The sequence below is a fragment of the Mycobacterium sp. ST-F2 genome (assembly GCF_001905655.1).
In the GTDB taxonomy this organism is placed as follows: domain Bacteria; phylum Actinomycetota; class Actinomycetes; order Mycobacteriales; family Mycobacteriaceae; genus Mycobacterium.
The window spans coordinates 13,975-34,050 of sequence record NZ_JMHT01000019.1 but is presented as its reverse complement, the minus strand read 5'-3'; the positions used below and the strand labels follow the sequence as shown (position 1 = coordinate 34,050).

At 65.4% G+C, this 20,076-nt stretch carries 24 protein-coding genes and 1 tRNA gene; 12 read left to right on the top strand and 13 right to left on the bottom strand.

The genetic code is table 11. The annotated features are described in order from the left end of the window. Positions 1–162 precede the first annotated feature (162 nt). The 3 genes from EB75_RS08715 (at position 163) to EB75_RS08705 (ending at position 2,295) form a co-directional block, all read left to right on the top strand. Positions 163–837: an MspA family porin gene (locus tag EB75_RS08715; protein ID WP_073695027.1), complete on the top strand. Its 675-nt coding sequence runs from the start codon at positions 163–165 to the stop codon at positions 835–837. A 73-nt stretch (positions 838–910) separates the two neighbouring features. Beyond that, positions 911–1,564: an MspA family porin gene (locus EB75_RS08710; RefSeq protein ID WP_073695034.1), complete on the top strand. Its 654-nt coding sequence runs from the start codon at positions 911–913 to the stop codon at positions 1,562–1,564. Positions 1,565–1,581: 17 nt separating this feature from the next. Then, entirely contained in the window at positions 1,582–2,295 is a 714-nt protein-coding gene (locus EB75_RS08705; RefSeq protein WP_142239498.1) for a hypothetical protein, read from the top strand. 62 nt (positions 2,296–2,357) lie between these two features. Here EB75_RS08705 and EB75_RS29920 read toward each other — a convergent pair whose 3' ends face one another. Next, positions 2,358–2,600 (bottom strand): hypothetical protein, encoded by a 243-nt coding sequence (locus tag EB75_RS29920; RefSeq protein WP_073695026.1) that lies wholly within the window; start codon positions 2,598–2,600, stop codon positions 2,358–2,360. A 171-nt stretch (positions 2,601–2,771) separates the two neighbouring features. On the opposite strand from EB75_RS29920, the gene EB75_RS29915 reads away from it, so the two are divergent. The 3 genes from EB75_RS29915 to EB75_RS08685 all read left to right on the top strand — a co-directional run bounded on the left by EB75_RS29915 (position 2,772) and on the right by EB75_RS08685 (position 4,805). Beyond that, positions 2,772–3,452, top strand: coding sequence for an MspA family porin (locus EB75_RS29915; RefSeq protein WP_073695032.1), 681 nt, complete (start codon positions 2,772–2,774; stop codon positions 3,450–3,452). Positions 3,453–3,523: 71 nt separating this feature from the next. Continuing rightward, positions 3,524–4,135 (top strand): pyridoxamine 5'-phosphate oxidase family protein, encoded by a 612-nt coding sequence (locus tag EB75_RS08690; RefSeq protein ID WP_286150130.1) that lies wholly within the window; start codon positions 3,524–3,526, stop codon positions 4,133–4,135. Between the two features lie 46 nt (positions 4,136–4,181). Beyond that, the gene (locus EB75_RS08685; protein WP_073695024.1) at positions 4,182–4,805 is read left to right on the top strand and encodes a flavodoxin family protein; all 624 of its coding nucleotides are present in this window, start codon (positions 4,182–4,184) and stop codon (positions 4,803–4,805) included. On the opposite strand, the gene EB75_RS08680 is transcribed toward EB75_RS08685, so the two are convergent. Then, complete coding sequence (locus EB75_RS08680) at positions 4,806–5,072, bottom strand: DUF6480 family protein (RefSeq protein WP_073695023.1); 267 nt, start codon at positions 5,070–5,072, stop codon at positions 4,806–4,808. It lies immediately after the preceding gene. A gap of 105 nt (positions 5,073–5,177) precedes the next feature. Between EB75_RS08680 and EB75_RS08675 the strand changes: the two genes are divergently transcribed. After that, complete coding sequence (locus EB75_RS08675) at positions 5,178–5,786, top strand: TetR/AcrR family transcriptional regulator (protein ID WP_073695022.1); 609 nt, start codon at positions 5,178–5,180, stop codon at positions 5,784–5,786. Here EB75_RS08675 and EB75_RS08670 read toward each other — a convergent pair. Next, complete coding sequence (locus tag EB75_RS08670; RefSeq protein ID WP_073695021.1) at positions 5,783–6,811, bottom strand: hypothetical protein; 1,029 nt, start codon at positions 6,809–6,811, stop codon at positions 5,783–5,785. The two genes, EB75_RS08675 and EB75_RS08670, sit on opposite strands and share 4 nt — an antisense overlap. Before the next feature lie 65 nt (positions 6,812–6,876). Next, positions 6,877–7,137 carry a hypothetical protein gene (locus tag EB75_RS08665; protein ID WP_142239497.1) on the bottom strand — a complete coding sequence of 87 codons (261 nt, stop codon included), beginning with the start codon at positions 7,135–7,137 and terminating at the stop codon, positions 6,877–6,879. 266 nt (positions 7,138–7,403) lie between these two features. On the opposite strand from EB75_RS08665, the gene EB75_RS08660 reads away from it, so the two are divergent. Both EB75_RS08660 and EB75_RS08655 read left to right on the top strand, forming a co-directional pair. Then, positions 7,404–7,961 carry a type IV toxin-antitoxin system AbiEi family antitoxin domain-containing protein gene (locus EB75_RS08660; protein ID WP_073695019.1) on the top strand — a complete coding sequence of 186 codons (558 nt, stop codon included), beginning with the start codon at positions 7,404–7,406 and terminating at the stop codon, positions 7,959–7,961. Continuing rightward, on the top strand, positions 7,958–8,809 hold the full coding sequence (locus EB75_RS08655) for a nucleotidyl transferase AbiEii/AbiGii toxin family protein (RefSeq protein ID WP_083612092.1): 852 nt from the start codon (positions 7,958–7,960) through the stop codon (positions 8,807–8,809). The genes EB75_RS08660 and EB75_RS08655 overlap by 4 nt, the downstream gene beginning before the upstream one ends. Before the next feature lie 111 nt (positions 8,810–8,920). Here EB75_RS08655 and EB75_RS08650 read toward each other — a convergent pair whose 3' ends face one another. Both EB75_RS08650 and EB75_RS29255 read right to left on the bottom strand, forming a co-directional pair. Next, positions 8,921–9,229: a hypothetical protein gene (locus tag EB75_RS08650; protein WP_142239496.1), complete on the bottom strand. Its 309-nt coding sequence runs from the start codon at positions 9,227–9,229 to the stop codon at positions 8,921–8,923. Positions 9,230–9,430: 201 nt separating this feature from the next. Further along, positions 9,431–9,501, bottom strand: a tRNA-Phe gene (locus EB75_RS29255). A gap of 192 nt (positions 9,502–9,693) precedes the next feature. Between EB75_RS29255 and EB75_RS08645 the strand changes: the two genes are divergently transcribed. The 3 genes from EB75_RS08645 (at position 9,694) to EB75_RS08635 (ending at position 12,944) form a co-directional block, all read left to right on the top strand. Continuing rightward, on the top strand, positions 9,694–11,262 hold the full coding sequence (locus EB75_RS08645; RefSeq protein ID WP_286150129.1) for a rolling circle replication-associated protein: 1,569 nt from the start codon (positions 9,694–9,696) through the stop codon (positions 11,260–11,262). 120 nt (positions 11,263–11,382) lie between these two features. After that, a complete protein-coding gene (locus EB75_RS08640; protein WP_073695017.1) occupies positions 11,383–11,892 on the top strand; it encodes a hypothetical protein in 510 nt (169 codons plus the stop codon). A gap of 452 nt (positions 11,893–12,344) precedes the next feature. Continuing rightward, complete coding sequence (locus tag EB75_RS08635) at positions 12,345–12,944, top strand: hypothetical protein (RefSeq protein ID WP_073695016.1); 600 nt, start codon at positions 12,345–12,347, stop codon at positions 12,942–12,944. Positions 12,945–12,982: 38 nt separating this feature from the next. On the opposite strand, the gene EB75_RS08630 is transcribed toward EB75_RS08635, so the two are convergent. The 7 genes from EB75_RS08630 to EB75_RS08600 all read right to left on the bottom strand — a co-directional run bounded on the left by EB75_RS08630 (position 12,983) and on the right by EB75_RS08600 (position 20,053). Next, entirely contained in the window at positions 12,983–14,458 is a 1,476-nt protein-coding gene (locus EB75_RS08630; protein WP_073695015.1) for an ApeA N-terminal domain 1-containing protein, read from the bottom strand. A 184-nt stretch (positions 14,459–14,642) separates the two neighbouring features. Then, positions 14,643–15,377 (bottom strand): DUF6882 domain-containing protein, encoded by a 735-nt coding sequence (locus EB75_RS08625; RefSeq protein WP_142239495.1) that lies wholly within the window; start codon positions 15,375–15,377, stop codon positions 14,643–14,645. 148 nt (positions 15,378–15,525) lie between these two features. Beyond that, the gene (locus EB75_RS08620) at positions 15,526–15,867 is read right to left on the bottom strand and encodes a hypothetical protein (protein WP_073695013.1); all 342 of its coding nucleotides are present in this window, start codon (positions 15,865–15,867) and stop codon (positions 15,526–15,528) included. A 13-nt stretch (positions 15,868–15,880) separates the two neighbouring features. Next, positions 15,881–17,836 carry a hypothetical protein gene (locus EB75_RS29685; RefSeq protein WP_073695012.1) on the bottom strand — a complete coding sequence of 652 codons (1,956 nt, stop codon included), beginning with the start codon at positions 17,834–17,836 and terminating at the stop codon, positions 15,881–15,883. Further along, positions 17,833–18,111 carry a hypothetical protein gene (locus EB75_RS08610; protein WP_073695011.1) on the bottom strand — a complete coding sequence of 93 codons (279 nt, stop codon included), beginning with the start codon at positions 18,109–18,111 and terminating at the stop codon, positions 17,833–17,835. Before EB75_RS08610 ends, EB75_RS29685 begins: the two co-directional genes overlap by 4 nt. 489 nt (positions 18,112–18,600) lie before the next feature. Next, complete coding sequence (locus EB75_RS08605) at positions 18,601–19,302, bottom strand: hypothetical protein (RefSeq protein WP_142239494.1); 702 nt, start codon at positions 19,300–19,302, stop codon at positions 18,601–18,603. Next, positions 19,295–20,053: a YfbU family protein gene (locus EB75_RS08600; protein ID WP_073695009.1), complete on the bottom strand. Its 759-nt coding sequence runs from the start codon at positions 20,051–20,053 to the stop codon at positions 19,295–19,297. The genes EB75_RS08605 and EB75_RS08600 overlap by 8 nt, the downstream gene beginning before the upstream one ends. Positions 20,054–20,076 lie beyond the last annotated feature (23 nt).

The window sequence follows — 20,076 nt, the reverse complement described above, 5'->3', positions numbered from 1 at the left end:
TCGAAACCGGCGGATTCAGACCCCAACTACACCGTCAATCATGAAGAGCCCGTTTACCGTCTGGCAACCCATCCAGTGGAAGCTCCGCAACGACACAAATTCAGCAACTACAGCGCTCACAGGAACGCTGTAATCACGATTACGAGAGGCGCGCTCATCACCATGTCGAACCGTATTGCCATGTTGGCAGCCCTTTGCGTGGTGCTCCCGGTCGGTACCGCGCCGTTGGCACTCGCCGACCCGCCGGCCGATCCCGCCGTGGAGCCCGCCGGCAACCCCGGCCCGCCGCCCCCAGGCGTGGGTGCTGTCCCGTCCGGCCCGGCCGGAGTCCTGGACACCCCCGACGGCTGGCACCTGCAGGTCGTCGGCACCAATGAGACCCAGCTTCCGGTCGCCCCGCTGACCACCGCCATCTCGTCGCGTGAGTACTGGGTCGCCGGTACCTTCACCGGCACCATCACCGGCGGCGGCAAGACCAAGCTGGCCGGTGGCACGCTGGAAGCCGGCGAGCAGATCGGCTGCGGCATCATCTCCGACGAGGCCGAGATCAACCCCGGTGCGTCCTTCACCCCGGGTATCAGCCTGGCCGGCCCGACGTGGCAGGCCGGCGTCAGCCTGCAGGGCAAGATCTACCTGAAGCCGGGCACCGTCACGACCGTCGCGATCGACAAGAAGTCGTTCAAGGGCACCTCCACCCGCATCAGCATCACCGGTGTCCGGATCAAGACCGACCAGTGCGCCGGCCAGTCCTTCATCCGTTCGTACGCGACGCTGACGAGCTCCACGGACAACACCGACGACGTGATCACCTACCTCGGTGTGACCAAGGCCGTCTGAGCAGCGATCCAGCTGTCGCAGTCCAACTTCCCCTCCAACCAAACCTGAACTGATGAAGGGCATTGCAACCACCATGTTGAAACCTTCCGCTGTATTGGCCGCGGCGTGCATGCTGCTGCCGGCAATCGCTGCACCGGTCGCGATGGCAGACCCCGACGGCCCGCCCGTGGACACCGGCGTTGTCGGCTCGGACGAGCCGGCCACCATCACCTCGCCCGACGGCTGGGTCCTGACCGTGGCAGCGACCAACGAGACCCAGTTGCCGGTCGCCCCGCTGACCACCGCGGTCAGCTCCCGTGAGTACCTGGTGGGTGGCACCTTCACCGGCACTGTCACCGGCGGCGGAAAGACGAAGCTGGCCGGCGGCACGCTGGAAGCCGGCTACCAGATCGGCTGCGGCATCGAGCTCGGTCAGATTCGTCTGATCGGCCAGGTCGGTGCCAGCACCGCCAACGCGAACATCTTCACCGGTGCCATCCCGACCGGTGTCACGTTCCCGCTGTCGGGCACCCTGGAAATCCACGCGAAGCCGGGCACGGTGACCCAGGTGCCGGTCGACAAGAAGACCTTCAAGGCGGCGCCGGTGCGCGTCACCCTGAAGGACACCCACATCAAGGTCGACGGCTGCGTCGGCCAGTCGTTCCTGCGGTCCTACGCGGTGCTGACCAGCTCCACCACCGACACCGACGACATCGTGGCGTACTACGGCATCACCAAGTCGGTCTAATGCTCGGCAGTAAATTGATGGGCAAAGCCGCGGCGGCGGGCGTGATCGCCGCCGCGGCGTCCATCGCCTTCGCCGGCGCGGCTTCGGCCGACTGGAATGACCCGATTCCGACGCCCGGTCACGATGACAGGACTGACGCGCTCGCCGCCCAGGCGGCCGCGGCTCTGGGTCCCGCTCCCATGGCGGACGCCCCGATGCCGGTCCTCGGCGCACCGCTGGGCGCCCAGGGCTTGAACGTCCTCGGGCAGCGTCCCGCCGGCAACACTGATCCGGCAGCAACGGCTCCCATCGCCGGCCCACTGGGCATGCCGCTGGGCACGCCAGGACTGACCGCGGACACTGTGCTGGGCCAGAACGCGGTGCCGTCTCGCCCGGGCTCGGGCGCCGGCACCCCGCCCAACCTCAACCCCTTCAACAACGCGTACGGGGTGGGGCAGTGCCTCAAGCCGTCGGCACCCGGCAAGTGTGAGCAGTTCGGGGTTGACCCCGGCCAGGAGCACGCCGACAGCAGCCCACACGAGTGGCTCAACCGGTACATCGACATGTACCACGACGGCCGCCTGCGGGGTGGAGCACTCGGCCAGTACCCGCAGCAGCAACTGGGCGAATCGCTCCCGGGTACCGCGCCGCCACCGGGGACCAACATCCCGCCGGGGCTCGCGCAGTACTACGAGCCGCCCGAGCTTCCGCCCCCGCCAGGGGCACCGGTTCCACCTCCGCCCGCCAACTGAATATGCGATTTGGGCCCGTCATCAGACGGGCCCAATTCGTTTGTGTGGCATGGCCGATTCTGTCAGCGGCAGCGGACGTTCAGGTTCTGGCAGACCATGCCGACACCGCCCGAACGGGACACGGCGGCACCTGCATCACGCGGATCCACCGACAGTGCCGGTGTCGAGGTCACCAGCTGGTCGATGATGGACGGCGCAATGGGCGCGGTCGGATCGGGCTGCGCCCGGGCCACGCCGGCAGTCGCACTCATACTGAGAATCCCGAGCGCGCAGGCCACCAACCGGACCACCCCTGTGCGCTTCATAGGTCTTCCTCGGGCCGACCGACAGATTCCGTCCCACGTTATGCCGTTCAGCGTTGCGCGTCGACATCGCGCATCGATCACGAATGCGGAACAACTCGAGTTTCGGTGGATCGTGTTGGCCCTCAACTGAATCGTCGGCCCCTTACCGTTTCGGCCGTGAAGCCGATACGCGTGCTTTCCCGTCGCGCTGCGGCCATCGCTGTGTGCGTCGTCGTCATCGCGCCCTTGGCACCCCTTGCGGACGCCGACCCGGACGCCCTGCCCGGCGCCGCCCCGCCGGCCGACGGAAAGATCGCGTCCGGCACGCCCGTCACCGTCAACACGCCTGATGGCTGGGTCCTGACGCTCGGCGCGCGGGACGAATCGCAGGTGCCGGTGGCGCCGTTGACGACCGCGGTGTCGTCACGCGAATACCTCGCGAACGGCATCTTCATCGCGTCACTGGCTGGGCCCGCAGAACCGCGAGGGCTGCTCGAAGTCGGCTATGAGATCGGCTGCGGTATCGACATGAGCACGTCGAACGGTGTGACGATGGCCGGCAGCGCGGGCGTGACGCCGTCGCTCGGACTGTCCGGGCCATTGGGCGGCCTGCCGACCGGCATGTTGCCCGTGATCTCCACGCCGGTGAACGGTGTCATCACGGTGGGACTCAAGCCCGGTTTCGTGCTCGTGGTGCCGGTCAACAAGAAGGAATTCAAGAGCGCCAACCCCTGGGTGATGATCAGCAACTTTCACATCAAGATCGATGGGTGCGTGGGTCAGTCGTTCATCCGCTCGTACGCAACACTGACGCGACAAACCGATCAGTCCGACGTCGTCTTGTCGTACGTCGGGTCAACGACCACCGTCTAGCCGGCCGCGCGTCATCAAACGATGGATCTTAGGCGCCGAGCCACAGCCGTAAGCGGCGTAGCGTGACCATGGTGTCGACCGAGCCGAACAACCACTACCACCACCTGGCATTCGGCCCCGATGCCCTGAATCGTCAGCAGCGCAACGGCAGCTACCTGGCCTACGGACGGCACACCGAACGCCCCGACGACGGCCCGCAGCGCCTCGACGACCGCGAGCTCCTGATGATCCGGCGGGCAGACCAGTTCTGCCTGGCCACCATCACCCCGGCCGGCTGGCCCTACCTCCAATACCGTAGCGGCCCAGCAGGATTCGTCCGGCATCTGCCCGAGACCGACCGGCTGCGGTTCATCGACCTGCCGGGCAACAACCAGTTCGTCACCCTGGGCAACCTCGCCGCCGACGACCGGCTGGCGATGTTTTTCGTCGACTACCCGCGGCGCACCCGGCTCAAGGTCTTCGGCCGCGGGACCGTCGTCGAGGACGGACCGCAGCGGGAGATCGAGATCGCGGTCGAAGCCTTCGACTGGAACTGCTCGCGCTCCATCATCCCCCGGTTCGACCGTGAGTACCTGCGCGAGCTGGGTGAGGCGTACCAGGCCAAATTCGACGGTCGAGAAGCCGAGCTGCAGGCCGAGATCGCGGCGCTCAAGGCGCGGGTAGCGGAGTTGGAGAGTCGCTGACCCGGCGGTCTCGTTTGGCTGCGTCATGCAGGGGTAACCGCCCGTCATGACTGAACCGACCACTCCCCTCCGCGCGACAGCCCTGATCTGCACGCTCAAGCCCGGCCCGTCGCCGTCGAGCAGCGCCTTGATGGCCGACCACGTGATGGCGGCGCTGCGCGAACAGAATGTGGCGTGCGAGGCCGTTCGGTGTGTGGACTTCAACATCGCGCCGGGTGTCCAAGCCGACATGGGTGACAGCGACCAGTGGCCGCAGATCCGGGCCAAGGTCCTCGACGCCGATATCTTGCTGATCAGCACGCCCATCTGGCTGGGCCACCCGTCGTCGGTCACGCAACGCGTTCTCGAGCGCCTCGACGCCGAGCTGTCCAACAAGGACGATCAGGGCCGACCGGCCGTCGCGGGCAAGGTGGCGATCGTCAGCGTCGTCGGCAACGAGGACGGCGCACACAAGACCGTCGCCGATATCTTCCAGGGGCTCAACGACATTGGCTTCAGCATTCCCGCGCAGGGGTGCACGTACTGGAATGGCGCGGCCATGGAGTCGACGGACTACAACGATCTCGACGAGGTGCCCGCGGCCGTCGCGTCGGCCACCGCCGCAGCGGCCCGCAACGCCGCACACCTGGCCAGGGTGCTGCACCCGGCGCCGTATCCGCCGTACAAGTAGTCAGTCGAGGACACCGTAGAGCTTCAGCACGAACAGAATCGCGATGCTGAGGAAGACGATGACGTAGAGCGCGATCACCACCGTCGGGGCGGTCACGCGGCGCGGTCCGCGCACCGGTGGTGTCGGATCCGGATTGCTCGTCGCTGATTCCTGCCCGGATTCCGGAGGCGTATCACCGGGTTCGATGCCGCCGCCAGGCGCCAGGCCCGGCGTCGACGCGGGCTCAGGGTCGGGCGGTGCCTGGTTCGGCTGTCGGTTGGAAGCCATGACGGATGGTTACCCGCCCGGGACTGGGCCAAACAGACCGGCGTTCAGCGCCGTACCCCTCCGGAATCGACCGCGTAGGCCGTGACCTGCGAGTTAAGGTCGTCTATGCCGAGGACCCAGCAGCAGCGTCGGGAGGCGACGGTGGCCGGAATCCTTGGCGCAAGCATCGACACGATCATCGAGGTCGGATACGCACGCACTTCCGCTGCCTTGATCGCCAAACGCGCGAAGGTGTCTGACGGCGCGATCTTCCGGCACTTCCCCACGATGAGAGAACTGATGGCCGCGACACTCCGCGAGGCCGGGAGACGGCAACTGGAGCTGTACACCAGCCGGATCGCGGAGATGCCGGTTGACGCGCGTACCCCAGAGGCGGTCCTGCGCGTCGTGCGCGATATCACGCACAACCCGACCAACGGCGTCATCTACGAGCTGTTGGTCGCCGCGCGGACCGATGAAAAACTGCGAGCTGTTCTCAAAGACGAGATTGGGCAATACCAAAAGAAGATCTTTCGGGCCACGGGATCACTGCCCGCAGCCGACGGCCTGGACACTCAGGGCAGGCAGAACTTGCAGGTCTTGACGGTTGTACTGCTCAACGCATTCGACGGCGCCGCAATCTTCCAGGAAGTGTTGCCGCCTACTCCGGAAATCGAACAGTGCCGGGTCACCGTCCTGGCGTCGCTGCTGAATCCGACGCCGCCGTCCAGCTAGCTCCCTGCCAACGCCTCCCGGAACTCATCCGAGACGTAGAACGGGATGAGCCGACGCCGCAGTACCGACTCCAGGTAGCCCCGCTCGTCGAGCAGGGCGATCACCGGCGGGCCGAACCGTAGGGCTTCCTCGATCATGTCCTCACGCCCCACCCCGAGGTCGAGCAGCAGATCGTAAAGGCTGACATCGCCGTACTTGTCGAAGACGTGGTCGATGCCCTCATCGAGAAGCGCCCGGAAATAGTCAGTGTCGCGGAAGGTGCGCCAGAATTCGTAGACCGGCACGACGGCGTCCTCGACGTCCGCGGCGGAGATCATCGAAATGGCCGACGACAGTGGGTTGTCGAGGTTGGTGCGCCACAACTCGTTCACTGCTTCGGCGAGCACGTTTTCGTCCGCGTGGGTGTGGGCGAGCAGGAAGCGGGCGCCGCGGCGCGCCAGGTCCTCTGCCCGCAGCTCCAACCGTTCGACGGGACCTTGCGGCATGCGCGCGCCCAGCCCGCTGAACACGCGGCCCAGCCGGCCCCGAGCCAACGATTTGCCACCCTGCGTGACAGATTCCGCGAGCGAGTGCTGAACCAACGTCACGCAGAACTCCGCGAACGCCTCGCTGCTCAGGATCCGCTCCAGCACGCGCTGGGTAACCCCCATCTCGACCACCATCGAGCTGAGCTCATCGAACCGCCGCGCGTCGATGACGTCGCCGAAGCTGGTGTCGGTCGTCGCGGTGAGCTGATACAGCCGGGCAGCGACCTCACTGACCAGTTCCGCGATGCCGCCTTCCACGGGTACCTGCACGGCGTACTTCGCGGCAACGTTCTTGATCATCGTGGGCGTCACCGCGTCAGCCAGCGTGATCTCCGACGCCTCCGCCAGAGCGTGCTCGATCTCGTCCAGGACCAGGCTGTGGTAGTTCTCGCCCCGCAGCTGCTGCATGGCGAACGCCACCTGCGCATCGAGGAGACGGCCGGCGACCGGTTCGAGCTGCGGCTCAAGGCTGTCTGCCGGATCCGGGAAATTGGTCATTGCCAGCACCTTACCCAGCTGAACTCATCCGCCGTGGGTTGCGAGTTCGGCCAGTGCCGCAATACTCAGCGACGCACTGTCGGGCTCTGCCCCACGCCGAACTGCGGCACCGAAAAGACCCGGGGCGGACGGTTCTGCCGAAAACTCAGGCAGATACCCAGGCCGCCGGAGCCACAGGGCACACCGTTCATGGTCGGCGCCGGTCCACCCGATCGGTTCCCGGTCGGATCGAAAGCGGCGTCGGCCGCCGCTGCCGGCGACAGGCCGATTGCCAGCGCCCCGCATGCCGCCAGGTACGTACCCACCCGAAGGAGACCGGCCGTCATCGCCACTCTTTGCCACACTCTCCGCACACTCAGTGGCCAACCGTTTGCGACCAGGAAGCAGATCGTAGCGGTGGGCCGGGATCGAACCGGAGACGAGCTGTCCGATGTACCTCCGCACCCGCGTAGGCCACCAGAATGAAACGTCTACAGATATGAATATCTGCACACGTTTCGTTCCATTCTTGTTGCGAAGAGTATCGCAACGATTCGTCTACAGATACGATTATCTGTAGACGTTTCGTCCCATGAGCGACCGGAGGTGAGCAATGGGAGCCCTGACTCCGGGCACGTCCCAGCAGCTTGGGCTGTCCCGCAGCGCGTTGTATCGCCGCGCGCGCAGTGGTCAGATCGACCGTATCGCCCGCGGAATCTACTTGCCCTCGGACGCGCCTGCTGCAGATTGGGACCAGCTCGAAGCGGCGACTCGCCGCACCGATGCCACGATCTGCCTGACATCGGCACTCGCTTACCACGACTTGACCGATGCGATTCCGGCCGCGCTGGACGTCGCGATTCCCCGGGGATCACGACCACCTGTCACCACCGGTGCCATTGCATGGCATCTGTTCGACCGCCAGACATTCGACATCGGTCGTGACCGGATGACGATCTCGGGATCGGACCAGGAGATCGGGATCTACTCCCCGGAGCGCTCGATCGCCGATGCGTTCCGCCTCCGGGGCGAAGTCGGACACGAACTGGCGCGCGATGCGCTGCGGGAGTGGCTGCGCCGCGGAGGAAAACCTGCTCGGCTGATCGATATCGCGAGCCGGCTCCCCCGGGCCAAGACTGTCACCCTGCGCGCGCTGGAGATGATGAGTTGAGCGACGGCGACAAGGTATTCCGCCGCATCCAGTCCGCCGCCCGATCAGCCACGGGCAAGGGCGCCTCCGGCGTGCCGACACAGGAGTACCTGATCCGGCACGTCCTCGAGTCGTTCCTGGACCGCCTTACGCGCACGCCACACGTCGATGACTTCGTTCTCAAAGGTGGAATCCTGTTGGCCGCCTATGACATACGCCGGCCGACAAAGGATGTCGATGCCAACGCCATCAGCGCCGACGTCACCGCCGAGCACCTCGCGAGAGTGGTGCGCGACATCGCAGCGGTCGTCGTCGACGACGGCGTCATCTTCGATGTCGCCGGGATCGCTGTCCAAGACATCCGCGAACAAGCCGCCTACCCCGGCCTGCGCGTCAGGGTTCCGGCGTCGATCGGCTCGTGGCAGGGCGTCGCAGCCTGGGACGTCTCCACCGGAGATCCGATCGTGCCGGCACCGCGGCCAGTAACCATCGACCGCATCCTCGGCCCTCCGATCACGCTGCTCGGCTACGCAGCCGAAACCAGCATGGCCGAAAAGGGGGTGACCATTCTCGAGCGCGGTATCACCAGCACCCGATGGCGCGACTACGTCGACATCGTGGGGCTGGGACGACAAGGGTTCGACGAAGCGGAGCTTCTACGTGCGGCCCGGGCCGTTGCGCATCACCGTGACGTCGTACTCGGCCCGGTGGCGCCGTTCTTGAAGGGTTATGCCGAAGTGGGCCAAGCAAAGTGGGCCGCGTGGCGCCGCAAAGAACGCCTCGAATCCCAGTGTGAGGAGAACCTCGATGACCAGGTCGCGCTGGTCGCTTCATTTCTCGATCCCACCTTCGCTCTCGGCCCTGGATAGGGATACGCCGGCCGACCGCAGGCTGTCAGTTCCCTGCTCGCGACGCCGGCGCGGTACTGAACTCGATCAGGGCCGTGCAGCCGAGCAAGGCCGTGGAGTAGGTCGCAGTACCTACACCCCGTGCCCGGCAATGTCCATCTGCTTGACGGTCGCGGCGTCGTACCCGCGCGAACGTAAATACTGCTCGGCGGCGGCGACAGCGGCGATGACCTCAGACTGAGTGTCTACGCCCTTCGCGTTGGCGATCCCGTATGCGACGGCGCAGTCCTGCTGGATCTCCGCGAGGAACTTGTTCGAGTTGACGTAGCCGTTCGCTGCGGCCGCGTTGGCGCACGAGTATTCGTTGGCTGAAGCCGTGCCCGCGTTCACGATCGGCAATGCGACAAACATCGCCATCGCGACAAGCAGTCGTGCTCTCATAGTGCGCTGAGAGTACCGCCGGCCACCCCGCTGTCGGCTCGTTCCGACGCGCCATCGACGCTTCGGAGTGACCCGGCTCCGGGTAACAGGGTCACCGCACGGGCGATTCATTCCGGAATGGGTCACTCTGGATCACCGGGACTTCGCCAGCACCTGCCCCAGAAACGAGAAAAACCACCCGTCACCAGGTGGTTCTTGAAGTGGCCAGGGCCGGGATCGAACCGGCGACCTTCCGCTTTTCAGGCGGTCGACTTTGCGCCACTTCAGCATCCGTACTGGTCGTGCCGGTCGTTGCCGGTGTGACCGGACCAGCTAAACCGGGCCGCTCCGGGTATTCGGCCCACCAGAGGCCCACTTCCTGACGGTTTCGCTCCATTGATCCAGCTCCTGAACGGGAATAGCCTCCGGCACCGCACGTTTCGCAGGCGGATGGTGTCGGAGGCTCCCAGGACGGAGCACGGCACATGCCCACGTCGGCATCCAGCGTGCCTTACCCGACTACCGATCGCAATACACCTCCAGCGTGGCGGACGGCTGCAAGCAACTCGTATGAACGGACGCCAGAGCGCGCCGGCGAAGAGGCGTGGGCCGAGCACGGCGCGCCAGCGCCGCGCGCAGGCCAGCGCAGCGTCAGCCGATCGCCAGAGCGCGGCGGCGGGAGCAAGAGCGCAGAGCTAGCAGCAAGCACGGCGGGGAGCCGCGCGCACGGGCTTGTTATATGTGCCGAAAATGTCCGCGAGCCGATTGACGACGGGATCGCGGCCGAGGAACTGCGGGCGATCGACGCATTGGGGGTGCGGTTCCCGAACCCCGAAATGGTCACGGCGGCAGCGGCATTGTTCGAGCCCGCAGCACCCTGGGCACGGGGTCATGGCCGACGAAGTACCGAACCCGAATCCGGACGGTTCCGCATCACGGTCGGTCCGGGTGCCGTACGACTCGGATGGACCAATCCCGTTCGAGCCGAGAAAGCCGCCGAACGGACCACGGCACGGCACGCGGCCGAAGTCGATGCATACGAGGTCCGGGTCAAAGGCATCTACGAACGAGCGCGGCAGCTCGATCCCGAAGCCGTAATTGCACTGGCGCAGCGTGATTCGTTGCCCTCATCCGTCCCTAGCCATGGTGCGACGATCACCAAATGGTCGCGCAAGTCGCGCTCGACGATGTGCCGTACCTTCGCCGAGCTCGACTACGGCCCGTTGGTCGAATCCGGCCGCATCCCGGCCATGGTCACATTGACTTACCCAGGCGAATGGGAGGTCTCCGCCCCCAATGGTGCCAGCGTGAAGCGGCATATGGTGTTGTGGCGCAAACGCTTTCAACGTGAGTACAGAGAACCGGCTCGCTATATCTGGAAGCTGGAATTCCAACGGCGCGGCGCCCCGCACATTCACCTCTGGATGGCGCCACCGATGTCACCGGGCCGCTCGGGTCTCAGTTTTGCTCAGTGGTTGTCCGCCGCGTGGGCTGAGATTGTCGACCATCCCGACCCCGTACAGAAGGCTCGCCACCGGTTGGCGGGCACCGCTGTCGATGTTCTCAGCGGGTTGAAAGCCTGTGATCCGAAGCGGTTGGCCATCTATTTCACCAAACATTCGTCACCAAACATGAATGGAGACAAGGAGTATCAACACGTAGTTCCTAAACTCTGGCAGCAACCCGGCCGCGGTCCCGGCCGATTCTGGGGCGTGTTCGGGCTCAAGAAGGCCATCGCTGTGGTTGAGGTGAGGCAGGGCGCCTACCTGGCCGCTCGCCGGATCGTGAGGCGATGGTCACGGTCTCAAGCCCTCTACGCTGACCCGTCTAACCCATTTCCGACCGGCGTAGTCCCGCGAACTGCGCAGCTGGTGGTCCAACGTGTGGACGCGGCGACTGGAAAGGTGCGGCACCGGAAGGTCAGGCGACGACGACCGCTATGCAACCAAAGCGGGCTTGCTGGCGGCTACGTACTTGTCAACGACGGGCCAAGGTTCGCGTCGCAACTCGCAACGGCGCTGGCCGGGGTCACCTGCGGAACTGAACGCTATTGACACAGTCGATTCCGACGGCACACCAGCAGCAAGCCGCCGGGATGTGCGGTGCGAGCGAGGTAACCCGAAGCCGACCTGAACCTACGCAGATATGTCGGTCCTCGGTGCGACCCTGAGAGTATGAAGGTTCCCGAGTCACGAGCTGCCGCTCGCCGGTACCGCATCCACGAGGACCGGCTGGGCAGGTACCCCGAAGTGCCCGAGGACATCGGTCTCGTGCACGCGTTGCTGTTCGACCGACGCGAGGACCTGCCTGCGTGGAAACGCCGGCCCAACTGGATGGACCGGCCGAAGTTCCACGACCCGATCTTCCTGGATAGCTGGTCGTATGAAGAGGCCGCGTGCGGGTGCCGTGTCCGGCTGGTGTTCCCGGTGCCGTTCGACACCAGCGAAGACGAAGCCTGCCCCGAGTGCGTAGAGATGGCCGAGCTATGGGTCAGCGATCGTCCCGCGTTCGACGCTCGAGTCCATGAGCGTGAGGAGCGTCGCCGGGAGACGGCGAACCGAAGAGATGAGGCCGCGCAGTTCGAGGTCGACTACGCGGAGTTTCTGCGCCGGCAGGACGCGGCTCTATGGCAGGGAAAGGAGTCGCCGGTCGGCCACGACGAGGACGACGAACGTGCCCTCTGACGACCCCGAGTTGTGGTGACATCCCGATACCGGCGACGCCACGGCTCACCTCGGTGACAGAAAGTCCCCGAGTTGGTTCTCGAGCGCCTTGACCGCCTCGTCGATGCGATCGCGCGGCCACTGCTCCGACTCACCAAACGCCCATATCCCCGCCGTGAGGTGAACCTGCCAGAGTCGCAGTACGTCTTACCTCCGCTCTTACCGCGCGTCTCCTCTGGACACCCTCCATGCAGCCGTAGACTGACGCCCCGGCCTTGAGGAGGTTCCGCATGTCGACCGACGCGACCCCGACCAGTGATCCGCCGACACCACCTCCGTCTTCAGGGCGCCCCCCGCCGACTCCGATCGTGTGGGAAACGGAACTCAGCACGCGCGACCAGGCGCCCGATCAGGTCCGCACGACAGCGCTTGATGCGGCGCGCGTCGAGACCCGCAGCGACCGTGACGGGTGAGTGAGGGTCCGTAGCCTCCGAGTCCTTCGCGCACTGCGCCAGCGGTGGGCAGCACGGAAGCTCGCTGCTTCAGTAGCCGACATCGCCCCGCCGTCGGAGGAGTCCGCCGATCAGGGCACCGAGTGGTCGGATTTCATCAAGAAGGAACTCGAACGCGAGTACACCCGTCGCGACACCGTCAACACCCGGGCAGCTGGTGCAGTCGCTAGCGCGACGACGTTGATCACTGTCACTCTGGCGGTGCTCGGCATCGCGAAAGGCGCCAAGTATGTGATCGACGGGTTGCTGCTGCTCGGCCTTCTGGCCGCCGCACTTCTGCTGCTCCTCGTGGCAGCGGTGCTGAGCATCTTGGCGGGCGCGGTGGGAGGCGGGTTCAGGGTGGCCTCGGAGGACGACATGAGGCGGATGCTCAGCCCAGAGTTGTGGCCGGCGCACACCATCGATGCGCGCTACCACACAGCCGATCTGAACATCACCGCGATCACGACCCTCCGCGAAGGGACCAGCAGGAAGTACCAGTTCCTGCTCACGGCTTATGTGCTCCAGGCGGCCGGCGTCTTCCTCCTGGCTCTATTCGCTCTGAAGGTGATCTTCGGCTAACTACGCGGCTCTCGGTGCCGACATGTGCCCCGGCCATCTCAGACGTCGGAGAACACCTCGGGCCACACATGGCGCCAGTTCCGCTGATCCCGCTTGTACCGGCGGTTGTTCGCGGTAATCGCCGCGAGCTGGTCAGCCGGCGCACCGGCCTCGAGCAGTAGGTACAAGGTCAGCACCCAGCGCAGTGATCGGGTGATGTAGTGCATTCGCGTCACATCGAAGCTGCAGTCTTGGTCCGGCAGTCCGTGAGCGAGGATGTTGCGCTGGTTCGTGACCGCCCGCTTCCAGTGACTCACGCGGCCAACACAACCCGGAAGGACCGCTCCTACGCGCTCTCCCAGAACAGCGATGCGCATTGGGAACGAAGGCTCGAACATGTACTGGCCGACGGCTTGACGCAGAGCTTGACGAACTTCCTCGGGCAAGTCGGCCGCGTCCAGGCCGGACTTCCCCGCTGCGACGGTCTCGGGCGTCCACCGGCGCGCGTCTGGATACAGGCGGCGGTGCAGAGTCTCGGCGGCCGCGCATAGACTCAGCGCCTCCGAATCCACCGTCGTGAACTCACCTGTGTACGCCGCAGCCAGAATCTGGGGCACCGGAGACGTCCGCTTCGCCAGGTCCAACCATCGGCCGATGAAATCGACGCCATCCACGTGAGCGAGGCTAAGAAGAAGGTCCGTGGTGTCCCGCGGTGCAGAAGGGTCGACCCCGTCGCCGTACACGTCCGCTGAACGGTCGTTCGGCGTCGACACGGTCAGTCCGCGTACCCGGCAATCGGTACCGCTCAAAAGAGTGAGCAGGCTGGTCATCGGTATCGAGATGTCCGAAATCACTTCCGAGAGTGGCAGCGTCCCGTCGAATTCCAGCTTCAATCGGGTATTGGAAGTGACGCTGACATCAGGGCCGCCGAGTGTGGGCATGGTCGCCAACGGATCGAGCCGGACCTGGCCCGGTAGAGGCGCCGAGGTGGATCCGGTCGCAGCGTCCGGTGGGTCGTAAACCCAACGGAGAGGCACCATTCCCCTTTCCGGCATCTCCACGCGGATGCTCGGCAGAGCGGCGAACCCATGGAGCCCGGTGATATCGAGAGTAACCGCGCTGAACTCAGTCTGGTCACTCGGGAAATGCGCACCGACCAGACACCAGTCCGTTGCCACGACCTCGCGGCTGAGCTCCGCCCTCCCCGGCATCGGGAACCCGAAGGATCGCTGCGCGACGGTTTCGAGGCCCCAGAGCGATACCTCGCCAGGGTTGCTGGCCACAACTCCGAGAATGGCGGCATCGTCGGTGACGCGTCCCTCAGACGGACTGCCGTCGTACACCCCCGGACTCGTCTCGGTCCACGACACCACCGGGGTGAAGCCAGGGCTCACTTCGAGTTCGACTGTGTTGTCGCGCAAGCGCAATACACCGGTGCGTTGCTGCACTTCGGGACCCTCAGCTGACCCTCCGCGTGGCACCACGCGGAACTGCCCGATCGTCTCGGAGATCTGATCCGGAAACTTATCCGCCATCGCACGAACATAGCCAGGTGAGGTGCAGACGCACAGTCACGTGGCGTCGACGACGCGCCCGCCACTCACACACAGCACTACGACCGTCACGCCACCGCCGCGCTCTACTGCTTGTCCCCCGCCACCGCCTGCGCGGCCACCCGCACGTCCGGCACTCCTAGGAGTCCGGGTCGATGCCGGCCGACTACACCGAGCCCCCGCAGGTCTCGATCTCCGCGATCCGCCCGAACTCATCGAGTCCGATCACAACTTGCCCGTCGGGCGCCCCCACGATCATACGATCAGTCCCGGCGCTCTGCAGCGAAAGTCCTTGTCGGCGTTGGGCGTAGGCAGTGACCGCCAGACGGTGGTCCGTAATGTCCCCGGTTTGCAGAGCACGCATCATCGCCGCCGCTGCGGACACCACGGTCGGTGCGGGTAGCGAGAACTCATTGGGATTGTCGAGCAGGAACCAAGAATGCCCGGTCCCGTTGGGGGCACGGTAGTAGACGGGGGCGGGCAGCTCCGAGAGTGCTTGCGCGCAATACACGAAAACGGCTTCGGGCATGCCGCGAGCGATCAGCCCCTCGTAGACGCGTTCGGCGGGATGCAGGTTCTGGTACGCGGTCGTCAGCTCGGCCGCCCCGAGTCGCGCACCGACCTCGCGGACATGCCTCGCGAGGGACACCACTGGTTCCGGGAACTTGTTGATGTTCTCCCACCCCCACAGCCACGTGTTGGTGACTGCCGAGCTGGAGCCGATGAAGTGCGGCCGGAACGCGGCCGCGGGCTCACACTCGAACCAGAACACGGGCGGCTCGGACAGGTCAACGCGCCAAGACAATCCGGAGTACCGGCCGATGAGTTCGGTCTGCGCCTCGACCGACAAGATGAGCGTATGGTCAATGAGCTGACCGACAACGTCTCGGTCACGAGTCAACGTGAACTCGTACCGTGGCGGATCGTGCTCACCGGAGTTGGGCGAACCTCCCGCAGACCTGTTGCTGATGGTCGGAGCCTTCCCTTGCGATCTCAGTGCGGCACTTCGTCGAAACTGTTCGCGGTGAGCGTCTCAGTGCTCACAGTGATCATGCGCTGGTCGCGTCGTCGCTCTGCTGTTCCTGATTTCGGCGATGCTGCGCCGCCGCCAACCGGCGCAACTCGGAATACCCGCTTTCGAAGTCCTTGCGTGCGTCGGCGTCGAACCGCCGCGCGAGGTAGTCGTTCAGCTCGTTCACGATGATCGCAACGAGCTGATCCTGCGAACGATCGCGCAGGTCGAGCATCAAGACGTTGTTGTCGCGCAACTCCACGATCTCGTCCTTGCTGTCACCGTCGGGCAGACGATCCTCAAGCAAATCGAACATGATTCGCGTCATCGACGAATTCCAGGACCAGTCACCGTCCGCGAACCGAACAAAGCCGCTCACTACTTGCCTCCTACTATGACAACGTTGGGATTTCGTAGGCCTCGACGAACTCGCGCACGACCTCACGCTGCGCAGCGGTGAACTGCGAGACATCGACCGGCACGATCTCGGCTTTCTCCAGATGGTCCAGAATTCGACCCTGAAGATTGGGCCACTGCGAGTCGAAGAACTTGGACGGGAAGTTTCCGACAGCATCGTAAGTTCGTCCAACAGCATCGACCCAGTCATGCGCATCTCCCCGCCCGGCGCGACTGAGGTCCACACCGAGTTCCTGTTCGACTCGAAGCCCCGTCTCGCTCTCGGCAGCCCGGAAGCCGCCTGTCGCGGGGTCCATGCCAAGTGCCCGTGCGTGATCAGTGGTGAGGTCGAGTTGAATCGGCGCCGCGTCCCCGCCGTGCCCGATCAGCCCCTGGTCGCCGCTGACTGGAACATCCCCAGTGTGTGCGGTCCCGCCGTGTTCACCGCCCGCGTGTAGCTCATGGGCCACTATCGGAGGTGCGCCGTGGGCAACGACCGACGGTGCGTCGTGAGCGAGAGCCTCCGCCGCCGGACCAGCCAGGTGCTCGAGCCCTTCTGCACCGAGCTTCATCCCCGGCAGCGGTATCGCCCCGGCAGCGTCGGCGATCAGCTGCGCGCGTTCGGCGGGTGTCGCTTCGCTCCAGTGGGTGGCCGTGTGGGCGTCCTGAAAGAGGTCCGGCACCAGACCACCGGTGGCCTCATGGAGATAGTGATTGGTCCACCGCTGCGCATCCATGAAACTCTCGCGGGGCACTGGTGTCGGCGCCTGCACCTGGGTGTTCTCCGGCAGCGCCGGCACCGGTACCTGCTCCTGCCCGTGAGCGGCAGCGTACGCGTTCAGGTCGATGAGGATCTGCCTCTGCTCAGTCAGGTCCCGGCGCGCATCGAACACCGCCTGCCCCAACGCGTCAGTGCTATCTCGGCTGGGACCAGCTCCCGGCCCCAGGACGATCGCATCGCTCGCCGACGCGTCCGCCTTGGCCTGCGCAGCCGTTAGCGCCCGCTCAGCGGCAGCGACCTTCGCCTGCTGACGGTCGATCGTCGCGCGATCTGGTGCCGGCGAGAGCTGGCTAAGCACCTGCGGTAAGCCGCTGCCCGTGGGATCCCCCGGCTTATGCTCCAGACTGTCATCGGTGCCCAGCAGGCTCCCGAGCCCGGACCGATCACGGGTGTTGCTATCCGGCGGCTTCCCGTCAGGATGCTTCGCCGCATCGGCGACGTCCTTGGGCACCGCGAACGGCCCGATGTGGCCCGTCTGCCCGTCGGTGGCAGGGCCGAACATGTCATCGAGAGTGGGTGGACGCGTGCCGCCCGGCTTCTCCCCCGGCTTCTCTTTGTCACCACCGGACGCCGTGGTCTTGTTGTCGACCAGCTGTACGTGGGCACCATGGCCGCCACCTTCACCGTCGAACTTAATCCCTTGCAGTTCAACGGCTTTCGCCGCCAGACGCCTACCGAAGAGCGCGTCCGTGGCGACGAGCTGCTGAGCTCGAAACCGGATGAAATCCGCGTGTTCCTTCGCCGCCTTGTTCCGGTCCTGGATGGTGTTGATGTCGTACGTGCGGGCATCGGTCACCGACAAGTCGGGGTTAACCGTGAAACCGTCTTCCTTCGCGTCGGCGATCGCCTCGAGCACCAACCGCTTTACAGCGCTGATGTCCGCGACGCCGCTCGCCGCCAGATCAGCGGCCTCGCCCATCACGTCGCCGCGGTAGCGGACGACGACCAGGTCACCGGTAGCTCGGCTCACCGCGGCGTCGTTGCCAAGACCCGTCCATTCGGTGCCGGCGGGCGAGACAACGTTGCGGCGGTGCTGCTCGGCCGTCTCCACTGACTTGGTGGCCGCCGCGCGCCACCTGGTGGCCGCGTCGTCCAGATGCTGCGTGGGCCAGTTCTCGATCTCTTCCAGGGACGGTAGCGCCTCGCCCGCACCGGTATGCGCTGCGCTCACACGGAGACCGAATTGATGGCCTGGCCGCCACCACTGTCGGTGGACTCGTAGCGGGCGCTGCTGGCGGTCAGTGCGTCCGTCTGGCCAGTGAGACGGTTGGAGTGGCGGGACTGCACCGAGGTGATCGCGGCGTCCATGGCTGCGACACCGGCCGCGCTGGCGTGAGTGGTGCTGGCAGTGCCAGCTTCGGCTCCGGCAGTCAGTCCCGCCGCGAGGGCACCGCTGCTGGCGCCCGCAGAGCGCAAGCCCTCAACGTCGACACGCAGATCAGCCATGCCAGCCCCCTCCGAACACACCCCTGAAGTGACGCTACAGCACAGAATCCATGGCTCCCGACGCCGATTTCGACGGAATCCCGGCTACGGACACGGGAACGGATCTGCGACGTCGCGAGTGGTGGATGAGCCTTAACGGCATAGAACAGGCCGCTGCCCTGGGTGCATCTAAACGACTACGGATGAGTTCACCGACGATCTCGACTGTCGGCGCGGGCCGAGGAATATCTGACCGGTAAGTGCGCCCGGCACCGTCTGTTGCGGGTAACGGGCTGGTGACGCAGGGACAAACCGGCTACCGAGCCGATGCGGTGAACGTGAAGATAACCCTGCAGGCGACGAGGTTTGATGCACGGCAACTGGACATGCTCCAGGCGCGGGTGGCATACTCGATGGCGAGCAAGGTACGGATTCTGCGGCTACCTCGGTAAGCCCCACGATCTGTCTGGCCCCGGTCTATAGCTACGGCACGCCGGGGCTGCTCTGTTTCTAGGGGCAGTTCGACACGTGCAGGATGCGCGCTAAAGGCGCGTACAGGTCGACGTCCCCCTTCTGACCCAGGTGATGGTGCCGAACCGCCGACGAGACCAAGTCGGGGAGCCACAGCAGGTGTTCAGCGCTTGGTGACACCTGGATCATGCGGCAGCGCCGGCAGAGCACATCACGCTTCCGCAGATCATTGACGATGCTGGTGTCGTAGCTGCGGTTCCTCTGCATACGCCGCTGTTCGAGGATCATCAGGTGCACCCCGCCGTCCACCAGCAGCCCGCCCCCCGCGCACAACGCCTTCCCGACCTGCTGGAAACAGGCTGCGCGCGCCGCGTCGCCTGCACCCTCAGCGACGGGGGTCTTGATCGCGACGATGCCCACTTCGTTGCCCTCCGGATCACCCAGGAACTCGGCGACCTCACGTGCGCGTTCACGGCCTTCGGGAGTCTTGAGCGACTCGGAGGTGTGCCAAAAGGTGCCGCCCACGACCTTCCGGAGACCTGACCGAAGACTGGCGAGATCGTCACGATGCACGACGACCGCGGACAGCATGTAGAACTCGCTTCGGTTCTTGTCCGAGTCGTCGAGCTGGAACGTCTCGTCGAGGAACGCGACGTAGCCGCCGGGCGCACGCTCATAGGCCTGGGACAGCATCGCCTCAGCGACCTTTCGTTCCCGCTCCCGCTGCGCTGGGTTACCCACGGTGCGACGGGTGGATCCGAGCCGCTGCGATCTGCTCCAGCTCCTCCTTGGACAGCAGGTAATCATCGCGGCGGAACCCTCGGCCGCGGCTGTCCATGATGCGGCGGTGCTCGGAGAGCATCCGCAGGTACGCCTCGAGCGTCTTGTGGTGGGAGTTGCCGCCGTCGTTGCGATCCACCTGCGGCTGCAGTTCGCCCCACCGGCCGTCGCTCATCAGGAACTTGACGTAGTCGGCCATCTGTCCCTCAAGCCCGTCACGGAAGTCGAAGCCCTGGAACTCCAGCTCGTAGCTCAGCTCTTCGCCGACGGGGACTCCGTCCTTCTCCAACCGCTGGATGCTGTAGGTGATCACGCGGAACATGTCGAGGATGTCCAGCACACGGTCGCAGTCACGCTTGGACAGCTCGGTGCGGAACCCGGCAACTTCCCGCCAGTACTCCCCGGTGAAGCCCGACTCGATTACCTCCGCGCGCTCCAGCTGGTACTTGGCGTTCCCGTCGACGTCGTTGGCGTCCTCGGGTAGCACCCGCGCGAGGATGCGGTGGAGCAGGGCAAGGACCTGGCGGTCGGCGAGCCGCATCGATTCCGGTGCTGGCTCATCGCCGGGCTCGACTTCCCGCTCGAACACGGGGACGACCGCTTCCAGGAGCAGATCGCGCACGTACTCGCTGAGTGACACCCCTTCCGCGTCGGCCAACTCTTTCAGCTGGTCGCGGATCCGGTCCTCCACTCGGATGTTCAGAACGGCCACGCCACCTCCATCTGTAGTTCTGT

What these genes read in the sequence shown, in the direction of transcription:
- EB75_RS08715 (WP_073695027.1), top strand. Translation starts at nt 163, where the DNA reads ATGTCGAACCGTATTGCCATGTTGGCAGCCCTTTGCGTGGTGCTCCCG.
- EB75_RS08710 (WP_073695034.1), top strand. Translation starts at nt 911, where the DNA reads ATGTTGAAACCTTCCGCTGTATTGGCCGCGGCGTGCATGCTGCTGCCG.
- EB75_RS08705 (WP_142239498.1), top strand. Translation starts at nt 1,582, where the DNA reads ATGGGCAAAGCCGCGGCGGCGGGCGTGATCGCCGCCGCGGCGTCCATC.
- EB75_RS29920 (WP_073695026.1), bottom strand. Translation starts at nt 2,600, where the DNA reads ATGAAGCGCACAGGGGTGGTCCGGTTGGTGGCCTGCGCGCTCGGGATT.
- EB75_RS08685 (WP_073695024.1), top strand. Translation starts at nt 4,182, where the DNA reads ATGACTGAACCGACCACTCCCCTCCGCGCGACAGCCCTGATCTGCACG.
- EB75_RS08680 (WP_073695023.1), bottom strand. Translation starts at nt 5,072, where the DNA reads ATGGCTTCCAACCGACAGCCGAACCAGGCACCGCCCGACCCTGAGCCC.
- EB75_RS08675 (WP_073695022.1), top strand. Translation starts at nt 5,178, where the DNA reads ATGCCGAGGACCCAGCAGCAGCGTCGGGAGGCGACGGTGGCCGGAATC.
- EB75_RS08670 (WP_073695021.1), bottom strand. Translation starts at nt 6,811, where the DNA reads ATGACCAATTTCCCGGATCCGGCAGACAGCCTTGAGCCGCAGCTCGAA.
- EB75_RS08665 (WP_142239497.1), bottom strand. Translation starts at nt 7,137, where the DNA reads ATGACGGCCGGTCTCCTTCGGGTGGGTACGTACCTGGCGGCATGCGGG.
- EB75_RS08660 (WP_073695019.1), top strand. Translation starts at nt 7,404, where the DNA reads ATGGGAGCCCTGACTCCGGGCACGTCCCAGCAGCTTGGGCTGTCCCGC.
- EB75_RS08650 (WP_142239496.1), bottom strand. Translation starts at nt 9,229, where the DNA reads ATGAGAGCACGACTGCTTGTCGCGATGGCGATGTTTGTCGCATTGCCG.
- EB75_RS08645 (WP_286150129.1), top strand. Translation starts at nt 9,694, where the DNA reads ATGCCCACGTCGGCATCCAGCGTGCCTTACCCGACTACCGATCGCAAT.
- EB75_RS08640 (WP_073695017.1), top strand. Translation starts at nt 11,383, where the DNA reads ATGAAGGTTCCCGAGTCACGAGCTGCCGCTCGCCGGTACCGCATCCAC.
- EB75_RS08630 (WP_073695015.1), bottom strand. Translation starts at nt 14,458, where the DNA reads ATGGCGGATAAGTTTCCGGATCAGATCTCCGAGACGATCGGGCAGTTC.
- EB75_RS08610 (WP_073695011.1), bottom strand. Translation starts at nt 18,111, where the DNA reads ATGGCTGATCTGCGTGTCGACGTTGAGGGCTTGCGCTCTGCGGGCGCC.